Source organism: Vulcaniibacterium tengchongense (genome assembly GCF_003814555.1).
Taxonomy (GTDB): domain Bacteria; phylum Pseudomonadota; class Gammaproteobacteria; order Xanthomonadales; family Xanthomonadaceae; genus Vulcaniibacterium; species Vulcaniibacterium tengchongense.
The window spans coordinates 67879-80633 of record NZ_RKQN01000001.1; the positions used below are offsets into that span (position 1 = coordinate 67879).

Here is a 12755-nt window from a genome sequence, read left to right on the forward strand (position 1 = left end):
TTTTGGCCCAGGCGCGGCGGCACCGCCCTGGGCTTTTGTTTGCCCGCGTCCCGCCGGCGCCGCATCCACGGGCGGTGAGCGGCGCGGGCTTGGCGCTCTGGCAGAATCCGGGCGATTCGCGCCGGAACCGCGCCCGCGGCGGCGCGGTCGAACCCCCACCCGCTTTCAGGAAGACTCCATGCGCATCCTCGTGATCGAAGACAACCAGGACATCGCGGCCAACCTCGGCGACTTTCTCGAGGACCGCGGCCACACGGTGGACTTCGCCGCCGACGGCATCACCGGCCTGCACCTGGCGGTGGTCCACGACTTCGACGCGATCGTGCTCGACCTGAACCTGCCCGGGCTGGACGGCCTGGAGGTCTGCCGCAAGCTGCGCAACGAAGCGCGCAAGCAGACCCCGGTGCTGATGCTGACCGCGCGCGACAGCCTGGACAACAAGCTGGCCGGGTTCGATTCCGGGGCCGACGACTACCTGATCAAGCCGTTCGCGCTGCAGGAGGTCGAGGTGCGGCTGAACGCGCTCGCCCGTCGCGGCCGCGGCGTGCAGACCCGGGTGCTGAACGTCGCCGACCTGGAGTACAACCTCGACACCCTGGAAGTGCGGCGCCAGGGCAAGCTGCTGCAGCTGAACCCGACGGCGCTGAAGATCCTGCAGGCGCTGATGGAGGCCTCGCCCGCCGTGGTCACCCGCCAGGAGCTCGAGACCCGGGTCTGGGGCGAGGAGCTGCCCGATTCCGACAGCCTGCGCGTGCACATCCACGGCCTGCGCGCGGTGCTGGACAAGCCCTTCGACGTGCCGCTGATCCAGACCCGCCATGGCATCGGCTACCGCATCGCCGCGCCCGAGAGCAGCAACGGATAACCGCTTGGCGACCGCCGACGAACCCGCCGCTCCGGCGCGGCGCCGGAGCCGCAAGCGCTTCCGGCGCCGGCTGCGCAGCCGCATCATCCTCGCCTTCGTCCTGCTCGGCTTCGGCCTGACCGCGCTGTTCGCGTGGGCGACCAACTGGACCCGCAACCGCGTGGAGAACCAGTTGGTCGAGGACATGATGAACCGCAACATCGAGCAGGCCGCGCGCCAGTTCGAGCTCGACCCGGACAATCTCGAGTTCGCGGTCGACCAGATCCGTGCGTTCGTCTATACGCCGGACAAGTTCGAGATGGTCCGGATCAACCGGCCCGAGTGGTACCGGCTTCCCGACGGCATCCACGGCATCGTCGGCACCGACGAGCAAGGCAAGCCGCTCAACTACAAGCTGGCCGTGCGCAAGACGCCCCGTGCCTGGTTTTTCCTCGCCTACGACATGTCCCAGACCTCCCGGGGCGAGGCGCAGTTCCAGCGCGCGATCTACGCCTCGGTGGTCGTGTTCACCCTGCTGTCGCTGCTGGTCGGCTGGTGGTCGGCGTCGCGGGTGATGAGCCCCGTCACCGAGCTGGCCAACCGGCTCAAGCGGTCCGGGCGCAGCGCCGAGCCGGAGAACCTGGCCGCGCACTTCCCCGACGACGAGGTCGGCCAGCTCGCCGAGGCGCTGGACGACTACGCCGCGCGCCTGACCGAGGTCGTGCAGCGCGACCGCGAGTTCAACGCCGACGTCAGCCACGAGTTGCGCACCCCGCTGGCGGTGATCAAGGGCGCGGTCGAGCTGCTGCTGTCGCGCCCGGACCTGGACGAGAAGACCCGCAACCGCCTGCTGCGGATCAAGCGCGCGGAGCAGCAGTGCACCGACCTGATCAGCGCGCTGCTGCTGCTGTCGCGCAACGAGCGCGGGCACGGCTCCAGCGACGTGGCCAAGGTCGCCGAGCAACTGCTGGACGCGCACCGCGCCCAGCTCGGCGGCAAACCGCTGGAGCTGTGGATCGAAGGCGAGCGCGGCCTGGTGGTCGACGCGCCCGAGGCGGCGATCGCGGTGGCGCTGGGCAACCTGGTCGGCAACGCGGTCAAGTACACGCCGCAGGGCGAGGTGGTGGTGCGCCTGCATCCGACCTCGGTCGAGGTGATCGACTCCGGCCCCGGCCTCAGCGCCGAGGACGCGGCCAAGCTGTTCCAGCGCGGCTACCGCGGCACCCATGCCGGCCATTCGCAGGGCGGCGGCATCGGCCTGTCGATCGTGCGCCGGTTGTGCGACCTGTACGGCTGGGACGTGCACGTGCGCCCGGGCGAGGCCCGGGGCGTGGTCGCCACGCTGCGCTTCGACGCGCGGCCGGGCAACGTGCAGCATGCCGGGCAGGCGCCAGGCGGGTGAAACGAGGAGCGGGGAGTAGGGGCTCTTCTCCGCCCCAAGCGGCCCGGATCGGTCGTGCCGACAGGAAGCGGGGAGCGAAGAACGCGAATCGGGGGAAGAGAGAAGAGGGGCTTCTCTCGCCCCTCCACCAGCTCCGCGCTTCACAGGCCCGGATCAGCCTGCCGGCGTAAGACGGAGCCAGGAACGGGGACAAAGACGGGCTTTTCTCATTCCCGTTCCTCCCCGTTCGTGCCTCGCTTCAAAGCGGCTCCAGCCAGCCGTACCGGTCCGGCGTGCGGCCATCGAACAGGCCGAAGAACAGCTCCTGGATGCGGCGCGTCACCGGGCCCGGCCTGCCCTCGCCGACCTGGCGGCCGTCGACCGACCGGATCGGGGTGATCTCCGCGGCGGTGCCGCACATGAACAGCTCGTCGCACAGGTAGAGGTATTCGCGCGGCAGGTCGCGCTCGACCACGGCGATGCCGGCATCGCGGGCCAGGGTGATGATCGAGTTGCGGGTGATGCCGTTGAGCAGCGCCGCCGACACCGGGGTGGTGTGCAGCACGCCGTCAAACACCAGGAACAGGTTCTCGCCGGCGCCCTCGCTGAGCAGGCCGGTCGCGGCCAGGGCGATGCCCTCGCCGAAGCCGAGCCGGCGCGCCTCGCGCGCGACCAGCTGCCCGGACAGGTAGTTGCCGCCGGCCTTGGCCCCGGCCGGGATGGTGTTGGGGGCGAAGCGCTGCCAGCTCGACACGCAGGCGTCGATGCCGCTCTCGACCACGCTGGCGCCGAGGTACTGGCCCATCCGCCAGGTGGCGACCGCAACCTCGGTCGGCGTGTCCGCGGCCAGGCCGAAGCCGCCCAGGCCGCGATACGCCACCGGGCGCAGGTAGTCGGTGGCGTTGCCGTTGGCCACGATCACCTCGCGGCAGGCCTGGTTGATCTGCTCCAGCGAGTACGGCATCGGCATGTCGTAGATCTTGGCCGAGGCGAACAGGCGCTTGTTGTGGTCGGTCAGGCGGAAGATCGCCGGCCCGTTCGCGGTCTGGTAGCAGCGGATGCCCTCGAACACCGACGAGCCGTAATGCAGCGCGTGCGACATCACGTGGGTGGTGGCCTCGGCCCACGGCTTGATGCGGCCGTTGTGCCAGATCCATTCGGGGTACTGCAGGCTCATCGCGGTCTCGCGGCGGACGGAAGGAACGCTAGTTTAAACGGGGCGCGGCGCGCGCCCGCATGCCGCGGCCGGTCCCGGCAGCGGGTCCTCGCGCTCCCGCTCGCGAAGGCGAGGGGCGGGAAGCGCGCGGCAGGCGGGTGAGTAGGGACGCATAAGGAGCTTGGCAAGCGGGTGAGCCGCCTCCGGCGATTCCGGCGAGGCTTCGGGCGCGATGCGCGGACGCGGTGTGCATCGGCCCGGCGGGGCCTGCCACGGGCTGCCGGCAAGCCGGCGGCAGGGCTGGCGATGGAACCACGTTCGAACGCGGCAGAGGCGGCCATTGCGTTGGCCCGCGCCCTTGCCGGGCCTCTCCCGCAAGCGGGAGAGGGAATGGAATGGGAGAGGAGGCAGGCGGGAAGCAGGCGCGCGGGAACAGACGGAAAAGAGCGCGCGCCGGCAGCGCAACCCTGCATGCCTGCGAGCGACCCCGCGCTGCTTTCGCAACCCTCTTTACGTTTGCGGGGCGGGAGCGGCGCGCTTACGCGCCGCTGCGCGTCCTCGCGCCCTGCGAGCGCCGGGGTGCGGGTTGGGCGTCCCGGTCCCGCGCTAGAACCGCACCCACCAGCAGCCGAAGTGGCGGCGCAAGGCGAACACGGTGCGGCTCGGGGTGACACCGTCGCCGAGGGTTTGCTCGAGGCGCAGCGCCACCGGCGCGGCCGCGCGCGCCGGCGGGTGCGGCTCCTCCAGGCCCGTGTCCGGATCGAGATCGGTGTCGGCGTCCCCGCCGGCGCCGCCGAGCGTGCGCCATTCGCCCGGCGGCGGCTCGGGGGCGGCGGGCAGCACCGGCACGATCGCGACCAGCGGCCGGCGCACCAGCGCATCCAGCCGTTCCATGATCGCGTAGGCGGCGCTGCCGGACATGCCGGCCCAGTGGTAGACGGCGGCGAGGCGATTGGGATCGCGCCCGTCGAAGGCGGTGGCGATCTCGCCGGTCAGTGCTTCCAGGGTCCGCGCGCAGCCGCCGCGCGGCGCACGCGCGGCATCGGCCGCCGGCGGGCGGCGGTCGACGCCGCCGAGCTCCTCGCAGCGGCGATCGGTGAACACCGCCTCGCCGTCCGGGCCGGTGCAGCGCCGGATCTGCTGCGCCCAGGCAGGCGCGGCGGCGAAGGCAAGGGCGAAGGCGGGGGCGAGCAGCGCGAGCGACGGGCGAGGCATGCGCCACAGCCTAGCCGCGCGCGCCTGCGGCGAACAGGCCGGCGTGCGCGTTCAGAACTCGACGAAGTAACAGCCGGAATGCCGGCGCACGTCGAAGTCGACCACGGTCGGCACGTTCCCGTCGCCGAGCGTCAGCTGCAGGATGCCGGCGTCCGTGGCCGCGAAGGGACCGATGCGCGCGTCGACGTAGTCGGCGTGCAGCAGCGGCTTGCCGGCCAGGCGCTGCAGCCGCGCCAGCACCCGCTGGCCCTGGCGGTGGTCGAGGCCGGTCCAGTGGTAGCTCTCGGCGACGCGGTTGACGTCGCCGAGCATCAGCGCGCCTTGCAGGTTCAGCGTCAGCTGCCGCGGCGTGCGCGCGCAACCCGCGGCGGGGGAGCGCGTCATGTGCGACAAGGCGGCGAGCTGCTCCGCCTCGCCCGCGCGCGCGAGCAGGCCGCTGCCGGCGAGGCCGCCTTCGCCGGCAGCGCGTGCGTTCTCGCGCGCCAGCCGCTCCAGCAGCTCGCCGCGGATCGGCTCGGCGCGCGCACCGAGCGCGGCGCAGGCGGTATCGGTGTAGATCGTGGCGCCGTCGCCGCCGCGGCAGCGCTGGATGCCGAGCGAGGCGGCCTGCGCCGATGCGGCGATGCACAGCGCGAGCACGGCGAGAAGACGCATGGGCGAGCGCGCGTTGGAACCTGCGCGCATGCTCGGCGGCGGCCGGTGGACGGCGCGTGCGCACGCGCGCGTTCACCTTGAACGCCGGCGAAACGGCCGCGCACGCGCGGCCGTGCCCGCGCTCAGTCGAGGCGGGCGAGCACCGCCAGCGTCGGTCGCGACAGATTGAGCGTGTAGAAGTGCAGCGCCGGCGCGCCGCCGTCGATCAGGCGCTGGCACAGGTTCGCGACCAGGTCGGCGGCGAACTCGCGGATCGCCCCGGCGTCGTCGCCGAAGGCCTGCATGCGCTTGCCGATCCAGCGCGGGATCTCGGCGCCGCAGGTCTCGGAGAAGCGGCGCAACTGGGTGAAGTTCGCGATCGGCATGATCCCGGGCACGATCGGGACCGCCACGCCGAGCCGGCGCGCGTCGTCGACGAAGCGGAAATAGGCGTCGGCGTTGTAGAAGTACTGGGTGATCGCGCCGTCGGCGCCGGCGTCGACCTTGGCCTTGAAGTGGCGCAGGTCGGCGAGCGCGTCGTCCGCCTGCGGGTGGCATTCCGGGTAGCAGCCGACCTCGATGTGGAAATGGCCGTCGTGCTCGCGGCGGATGAATTCCACCAGTTCCGAGGCGTAGCGGAAGTCGCCGGTGTGGCCCATGCCCGAGGGCAGGTCGCCGCGCAGGGCGACGATGCGGCGGCAGCCCATGGCGCGGTAGCGTCGCAGCAGCTCGGCCAGCTCGGCGCGGGTGCCGCCGACGCAGGACAGGTGCGGGGCGGCGTCGAAGCCGTGCGCGCGGTGCAGGTGCCCGACCGTCTCGGGGGTGTAGCTCAGGGTCGAGCCGCCCGCGCCGAAGGTGCAGGACACGTACTCCGGTCGCCGCGGCTTGAGCCGGGCCGCGGTCTTGTCCAGTTGTGCGCGCTGTTCCTCGGTCTTGGGCGGGTAGAACTCGAAGCTGATCGGGACGCGGGGCATCGCGGCGGCCGGTGTGGACAGGCCTGGAAGTCTATCGCTTCATCTTGATCGATGAAAACGGATCTTCGCGCGGGCAGGGCGGGCGCCGCTCGCGGCCGCCGGAGCGCCGCCCGCGGCGCGCCTGGGCCGTTTCTCACCCGCCGCACCACGACGGGTGCCGGCGCGGCGAAGCTGTCTTGCCCCGTCCTTGGAGACTCCCCATGCGTATGCGTGTCCGCTCCCTCCGTTTCGGCCTGGCCCTGGCTGCCGCCTCCCTGTTCGCCGCCGCGGCCGCCGAGGCCGCGCCCGAGCGCTTCCGCGACCTGCAAGTCGAAGTGATCGGCGAGGGCCGGCCGGTGGTGATGATCCCCGGACTCAACAGCGCCGCCGGCGTCTGGGATGAAACCTGCGCGGCCCTGCAAGCCAGCCGGGTGCAGTGCCACATCGTGCAACTGCCCGGCTTCGCCGGCCTGGAGCCGGTCGCGACCGACGCATTCCTGCCGGCGATGCGCGACCGGCTGCTCGCCTACCTGCGCGAGCGCCGGCTGCAGCGGCCGGTGGTGGTCGGCCACAGCCTCGGCGGCTTCCTGGCCCTGCAGATGGCGATTGCCTCGCCGCAGGCGATCGAGCGGCTGGTGATCGTCGATTCGTTGCCGTTCATGCCGGCCGGGATCAACCCGCAGGCGACGGTGGAGAACAGCAGGCCCGTCGCCGAGCAGCTGCGCCAGACCCTGCTGCACGGCGACCGCGACTCGGCGCAGTACCGGCAGATGATGTCGGTGTTCTCGCGCTCGCCGGAGCGGGTCGACACCATCGTCGCCTGGGGCCGGGCGAGCGACCGCGAGACCGGCGCCAAGGCGATGTACGAGCTGATGACCACCGACCTGCGCGCGCAGCTGGGCGCGATCAGGACGCCGACCCTGGTGCTGGCCTCGTGGGCCGGCTACGCCCACTACGGAGTGACCGAGGAGATGAGCCGGGCGATGTTGCGCCGCCAGTATGCCGGGCTCGACGGCGTGCGCATCGAGCTCAGCCGCGATGGCTTCCATTTCCTGATGTGGGATGATCCGCAGTGGCTGCAGGCGCAGGTGCGCGAATTCATCGCCGCGGCGGATGAGCGCGACGGTGGCGCGCGCGCCGAGGGCCGCTAGCGCCGCCGCAGACGATCGCCGCCCCGACCGGATCGCTCCATGACGCGTGCCGACCTCCGTTTCGCCGTGCTCAACCTGCTGCCGGCCGCCGGCTACGCCGGATTCACCTGGTTCACCTTCCTGGGCGCCGGCGCGGCCGGCGCGGAGCGGGTCGCGATCTGGCTGGCGGCCGCGCTCGGCGCCGGCCTGTGGCTGGCCAGCGGTGCGCTGCGCCTGCTGGCCCTGCGCCGGCGTTGGTTCGCGCTGAGCCCGGCCGCGCTGCTGGTACGGCTGGCGGCGGGCCTGGCGCTCGGCGCCTTCCTGCTGCAATTGATGGCGCGCGGGGTGCTGGTCGGCGCCGATGCGGCGGGCTTCCTCGACTTGCCCCGTGGCGACGATTACGGGCCGCGCGAGATGCTCGCCTACACCCTGCAGGTGTCGGTGTTCCTCGGCCTCTGGCTGGCGCTGTGGAGCGGCTGGCACCTGCTCCGGCACCGGCGCGAAAGCGAGCTGGCCCGGCTGCGCGCCGAATCGCAGCGCAGCGCGTTGGAGCTGGACGCCCTGCGCGCACGGCTGAATCCGCACTTCGTGTTCAATGCGCTCAACAACCTGCGGGCGCTGATCAACGAGGACACCGCGCGGGCCCGGGAAGTGGTCACCCGGTTGTCGAACATCCTGCGCCACTCGCTGGAGCACAGCCAGCGCGAGTCGGCCACCCTGCGCGAGGAGCTGGCCGTGGTCGACGACTATCTGGCGGTCGAGCGCGTCCACTACGAAGAGCGCCTGCGCGTGCACTGCGATGTCGCCGGCGACGCCCTGGACGCGCAATTGCCGCCGATGCTGCTGCAGTTGCTGGTCGAGAACGCGATCAAGCACGGCATCGCCTGCACGCCGGGCGGCGGCGAGCTGGGGGTGGCCGCCTGGCGCGAGGGCGACAGGCTGGCGGTCGAGGTCAGCAACCCCGGCCGGCTCGGCGCCGCGACGCCCGGCCACGGCGTGGGGCTCGCCTACCTGCGCGCGCGCCTGGCGCGCGAACCGGGCCACCGCTTCGAACTGCGGCAGAACGGGCCGCGCGTGCTGGCCCGGCTGGAGATCGCGCAATGAGCGAGGTCCTGCGCGTGCTGATCGTCGACGACACCCGGCTGGCGCGACGGGAACTGCGCACGCTGCTGGCCGAGCTGGACCGGGTCGAATGCGTCGGCGAGGCCGACGACGTGCCGGCGGCGCGGGCGGCGATCGAGCGCTGGCGCCCCGACCTGGTGCTGCTCGACATCCAGATGCCGTCCGGCACGGGCTTCGACGTGCTCGACGGCCTGGACGCCGCGCCGATGGTGGTATTCACCACCGCCTACGACCGGTATGCGGTGCGGGCGTTCGAGGCCAACGCGCTCGACTACCTGGTCAAGCCGGTGGTGCCCGAACGCCTCGCCGCGGCGGTGGCCCGCGCCCGCGCCCGCCGCGCCGCGGCGGCGTCGGCCGCGCCCGCGCCGCGCGGCACGCTGGGCCGCGACGACCAGGTGTTCCTGCGCGAGGGCGAACGTTGCTGGTTCGTCGCCCTGCGCGAGATCAGCCGGATCGTGGTGGACGGCAACTACGCGCGGGTCTGGTTCCGCGGCGAAAGCGCGCTGTTGCCGCGCAGCCTGAGCGCGCTGGAAGCGCGCCTGGACCCGGCGCTGTTCTTCCGCGCCAACCGCAACACGCTGGTGAACCTGCGCATGGTCGAACGCATCGAGCTGGCGGTCGGCGACGGCTACGAGCTCACCCTGAAGGACGGCAGCCTGGTCGAGGTGTCGCGGCGGCAGGCGCGGGAGTTGAGGGAGCGGCTCGCCCTGTGAATCCGCGCGGGCGGTCCTGCCGGCCTGCGGCGGGTGCCGGCACGGACGCCCCCGGCGCCCGGCCCGCGCGCGGGCGAAACGAAGAACGGGCGCCTTCCGGCGCCCGTTCGGTTTCCTCCAAGGGGGACTGCCCGCTCAGTAGCGGTAGTGCTCCGGCTTGTACGGCCCCTCCACCGGCACGCCGAGGTAGGCGGCCTGGTCCGGGGTGAGCTGGGTCAGCTTCACGCCGATCTTCTCCAGATGCAGGCGCGCGACTTCCTCGTCCAGCTTCTTCGGCAGGATGTAGACCTTGGCCTCGTACTTGTCGCGGTTGGCCCACAGGTCCATCTGCGCCAGGGTCTGGTTCGAGAACGAGTTCGACATCACGAAGCTCGGGTGGCCGGTGGCGCAGCCCAGGTTCACCAGGCGGCCCTCGGCGAGCAGGAAGATCGAGCGGCCGTCGGGGAAGGTGTACTTGTCCACCTGCGGCTTGATGTTGAGCCGGGTGGCGCCGGAGGCGTTGAGCCGGTCGACCTGGATCTCGTTGTCGAAATGGCCGATGTTGCAGACGATGGCCTGGTCCTTCATCCGCTGCATGTGCTCGAGCGTGATCACGTCCTTGTTGCCGGTGCAGGTGACGTAGATGTCGGCGCGGCCGAGCGTGCTCTCGACGGTGTTGACCTCGAAGCCCTCCATCGCCGCCTGCAGGGCGTTGATCGGGTCGATCTCGGTGACCACCACGCGCGCGCCGTAGGCGCGCAGCGAGTGCGCCGAGCCCTTGCCGACGTCGCCGTAGCCGCACACCACCGCGACCTTGCCCGCCAGCATCACGTCCATCGCGCGCTTGAGCCCGTCGGCCAGCGACTCGCGGCAGCCGTACAGGTTGTCGAACTTGCTCTTGGTGACCGAGTCGTTGACGTTGATCGCCGGCACCAGCAGCTTGCCGGCCTCGGCCAGCTGGTAGAGGCGGTGCACGCCGGTGGTGGTCTCCTCCGAGACGCCCTTCCACTCCTTGACCACCTCGCCCCAGAAACCCGGGCGCTCGGCGTGGACGCGCTTGAGCAGGTCCTTGATCACCTGCTCCTCGTGGCTGGAGGAGGGGGTGTCCACCCAGTCCGAGCCGTTCTCCAGCTCGTAGCCCTTGTGGATCAGCAGGGTCACGTCGCCGCCGTCGTCGACGACCAGCTGCGGGCCCTTGCCGCCGGGGAAGCTGATCGCGGCCAGGGTGCAGTCCCAGTACTCCTCGAGCGTCTCCCCCTTCCAGGCGAACACCGGCGTGCCGGCGGCGGCGATCGCCGCGGCGGCGTGGTCCTGGGTCGAGAAGATGTTGCAGCTGGCCCAGCGCACGTCGGCGCCCAGGTCCTTCAGCGTCTCGATCAGCACCGCGGTCTGGATGGTCATGTGCAGCGAGCCGGTCACGCGCACGCCGGCGAGCGGCTTGGCCGGCGCGTACTTGCGGCGGATCGCCATCAGGCCGGGCATCTCGTGCTCGGCGATGTCGATCTCCTTGCGGCCCCAGTCGGCCAGGGAGAGGTCGGCGATCTTGTAATCGCCCGCGGTGGAAAACGTCTTGGCGACGGCGTTCATGGCGTTTGTGCTCCGGTTTCTTTGAGGCCTCCCCCGCGACGGGAGAGGCGGTTGAGGACGAACCGGGCGCCGTTGTGGCTTGGCCGAGCCTGGCCGGCGGAGAGTCTCCGGCGGTCGCAGCGCCCCTCGGCTGAGCGCTCCATTGTAGCGGCGCCGGTGGGCGAGGGGCGGGCGGCGGCTTTACGCGGCCTCGACGCGGCTGAACGCGGCGGCCGCGTGGCACGCCTCTTGAAACCCGCCGCGCCTGCCCCTAAGCGAAGAGCGCAGCCGCGGGCGACGCGCTCCGCGGAGCGGTCGCGGGGAAACGCGGTCGTGCACGCGCTCTTCAAAACCGCCGGCGCATACTCAGCGCTCGCTCCGCAACTCCGCATCCGTCCGCGTTGCGCCGCACGCGCGCCGCGCCGGCGGCTCGCGCCCGCGGCGATTCCACGGTTCACGAGGAGGAGCTCGACATGAGGCAGTTGACCCCACGCTATCGGGATCGCGCCTTCGCGACCCGCGCGGAACGCCAGCCGTTCACCAGCCTGCAGCGGCAGATGGACCGCTGGTTCGACGAGATGATGCGCCAGTTCGACCGGCCGCTGTCGCGCTTCGGCGGCTTCTTCGACCGCGAGATGGATTGGCCCAGCGTCGAGCTGAGCGAGACCGACCGCGAGGTGGTGCTGACCGCCGAGCTGCCGGGCCTGAGCGAGAACGACGTCGAGGTGCTGCACGAGGGCGATTCGCTGGTGCTGCGCGGCGAGCGCCGCGACTCGCGCGAGGACGCCGGCCGCCGTTACAGCGAGTACTACTACGGCCGTTTCGAGCGGCGCGTGCCGCTGGACGTCGACGTCGACTGGGAGCAGGTGCGGGCCGAGTTCCGCAACGGCCTGTTGACCGTGACCCTGCCCAGGAACCCGCGCGCGCAGACCGGCCGGCGCATCCCGATCACCCGGGCCGAGTGAGGCCGCAGCAGCCCTGGAGACGCGGTATGCGCATCGCCCACATCGCCCCGTTGTACGAGTCCGTGCCGCCGCGCCTGTACGGCGGCACCGAACGCATCGTCGCCTACCTGGCGGACGCGCAGGTCGACCTCGGCCACGACGTCACCGTGTTCGCCAGCGGCGACAGCGCCACGCGCGCGCGCCTGGTCCCTTCGCGCGAATGCGCGATCCGCCTCGATCCGGAACCGCTCAAGTCCGACGTCGCCGCGCACCTGGCGATGCTGCACGAGGTCCGCCGCCGCGCGAGCGAGTTCGACGTGCTGCATTTCCACGTCGACCTGTTGCACTTCCCGATGTTCGAGGACATCGCCGAGCGCACCCTGACCACGCTGCACGGCCGCCTCGACCTGGCCGACCTCACCGAAACCTACCGCCGCTGGCCGCGCTACCCGCTGGTGTCGATCTCCGACCAGCAGCGCCTGCCGCTGCGCTTCGCCAAGTGGATCGGCACGGTGCACCACGGCCTGCCCAAGGACCTGCTGGCGCCGGTGCCGTCGCCCAGCGATGGCTACCTGGCCTTCCTCGGCCGCATCTCGCCGGAGAAACGCCCCGACCGCGCGATCGCCATCGCGCGCGACGCCGGCGTGCCGCTGCGCGTCGCCGCCAAGGTCGACGTGGCCGACCGGGTGTACTACCACGACCGGATCGAGCCGATGCTGGACGGCAGCGGCGTGACCTTCATCGGCGAGATCGGCGAGGCCGACAAGCGCGGCTTCCTCGGCAACGCGCGCGCGCTGCTGTTCCCGATCGACTGGCCGGAGCCGTTCGGCCTGGTGATGATCGAGGCGATGGCCTGCGGCACGCCGGTGATCGCCTGGAACCGCGGCTCGGTGCGCGAGGTCATCGACCACGGCGTGACCGGCTTCATCGTCGAGTCGCACGAGCAGGCGGTGGAGGCGGTGAAGCGGCTGCCGGAGCTGGACCGCGCCGAGATCCGGCGCGTGTTCGAGCGGCGCTTCTCGGCGTCGGTGATGGCGCAGCGCTACCTCGACCTGTACCGGCGCCTGGCCGGCGCGTCGTCGCCGCCGGAGCGGAACCTGGCCCGCATCGCCTGAGCAC

12 protein-coding genes and 1 riboswitch are annotated in these 12755 nt (G+C 71.8%); of the genes, 7 read left to right on the forward strand and 5 right to left on the reverse strand.

Annotated elements, in window-relative coordinates; translation table 11 throughout:
* Positions 1 to 178 precede the first annotated feature (178 nt).
* Complete coding sequence (locus tag EDC50_RS00365; RefSeq protein WP_123768505.1) at positions 179 to 865, forward strand: response regulator transcription factor; 687 nt, start codon at positions 179 to 181, stop codon at positions 863 to 865.
* On the forward strand, positions 819 to 2246 hold the full coding sequence (locus EDC50_RS00370; protein ID WP_123768506.1) for a sensor histidine kinase: 1428 nt from the start codon (positions 819 to 821) through the stop codon (positions 2244 to 2246). The genes EDC50_RS00365 and EDC50_RS00370 overlap by 47 nt, the downstream gene beginning before the upstream one ends.
* A gap of 238 nt (positions 2247 to 2484) precedes the next feature.
* On the opposite strand, the gene EDC50_RS00375 is transcribed toward EDC50_RS00370, so the two are convergent.
* From EDC50_RS00375 to metF, 4 genes are all read right to left on the reverse strand, one after another.
* Entirely contained in the window at positions 2485 to 3402 is a 918-nt protein-coding gene (locus EDC50_RS00375; protein WP_123768507.1) for a branched-chain amino acid transaminase, read from the reverse strand.
* A 585-nt stretch (positions 3403 to 3987) separates the two neighbouring features.
* The gene (locus EDC50_RS00380) at positions 3988 to 4596 is read right to left on the reverse strand and encodes a DUF4124 domain-containing protein (protein WP_123768508.1); all 609 of its coding nucleotides are present in this window, start codon (positions 4594 to 4596) and stop codon (positions 3988 to 3990) included.
* A gap of 51 nt (positions 4597 to 4647) precedes the next feature.
* The gene (locus tag EDC50_RS00385) at positions 4648 to 5250 is read right to left on the reverse strand and encodes a hypothetical protein (protein ID WP_123768509.1); all 603 of its coding nucleotides are present in this window, start codon (positions 5248 to 5250) and stop codon (positions 4648 to 4650) included.
* Positions 5251 to 5372: 122 nt separating this feature from the next.
* Positions 5373 to 6203 carry a methylenetetrahydrofolate reductase [NAD(P)H] gene (metF, locus tag EDC50_RS00390; RefSeq protein WP_123768510.1) on the reverse strand — a complete coding sequence of 277 codons (831 nt, stop codon included), beginning with the start codon at positions 6201 to 6203 and terminating at the stop codon, positions 5373 to 5375.
* Between the two features lie 200 nt (positions 6204 to 6403).
* Between metF and EDC50_RS00395 the strand changes: the two genes are divergently transcribed.
* From EDC50_RS00395 to EDC50_RS00405, 3 genes are read left to right on the forward strand one after another with little or no spacing between them, the layout of a single operon-like run.
* Complete coding sequence (locus tag EDC50_RS00395; RefSeq protein ID WP_242003089.1) at positions 6404 to 7333, forward strand: alpha/beta fold hydrolase; 930 nt, start codon at positions 6404 to 6406, stop codon at positions 7331 to 7333.
* A 39-nt stretch (positions 7334 to 7372) separates the two neighbouring features.
* Positions 7373 to 8416, forward strand: a complete 1044-nt coding sequence (locus EDC50_RS00400; RefSeq protein ID WP_123768511.1) for a sensor histidine kinase — start codon at positions 7373 to 7375, stop codon at positions 8414 to 8416.
* Positions 8413 to 9147: a LytR/AlgR family response regulator transcription factor gene (locus tag EDC50_RS00405; protein ID WP_123768512.1), complete on the forward strand. Its 735-nt coding sequence runs from the start codon at positions 8413 to 8415 to the stop codon at positions 9145 to 9147. Before EDC50_RS00400 ends, EDC50_RS00405 begins: the two co-directional genes overlap by 4 nt.
* Before the next feature lie 135 nt (positions 9148 to 9282).
* On the opposite strand, the gene ahcY is transcribed toward EDC50_RS00405, so the two are convergent.
* A complete protein-coding gene (ahcY, locus tag EDC50_RS00410) occupies positions 9283 to 10713 on the reverse strand; it encodes an adenosylhomocysteinase (RefSeq protein ID WP_123768513.1) in 1431 nt (476 codons plus the stop codon).
* 57 nt (positions 10714 to 10770) lie between these two features.
* Positions 10771 to 10847: riboswitch (S-adenosyl-L-homocysteine riboswitch) on the reverse strand.
* Positions 10848 to 11165: 318 nt separating this feature from the next.
* On the opposite strand from ahcY, the gene EDC50_RS00415 reads away from it, so the two are divergent.
* Both EDC50_RS00415 and EDC50_RS00420 read left to right on the forward strand, forming a co-directional pair.
* Complete coding sequence (locus EDC50_RS00415) at positions 11166 to 11657, forward strand: Hsp20/alpha crystallin family protein (RefSeq protein ID WP_123768514.1); 492 nt, start codon at positions 11166 to 11168, stop codon at positions 11655 to 11657.
* A gap of 26 nt (positions 11658 to 11683) precedes the next feature.
* Positions 11684 to 12751, forward strand: coding sequence for a glycosyltransferase family 4 protein (locus tag EDC50_RS00420; RefSeq protein ID WP_123768515.1), 1068 nt, complete (start codon positions 11684 to 11686; stop codon positions 12749 to 12751).
* The last annotated feature ends 4 nt before the right edge of the window (positions 12752 to 12755 follow it).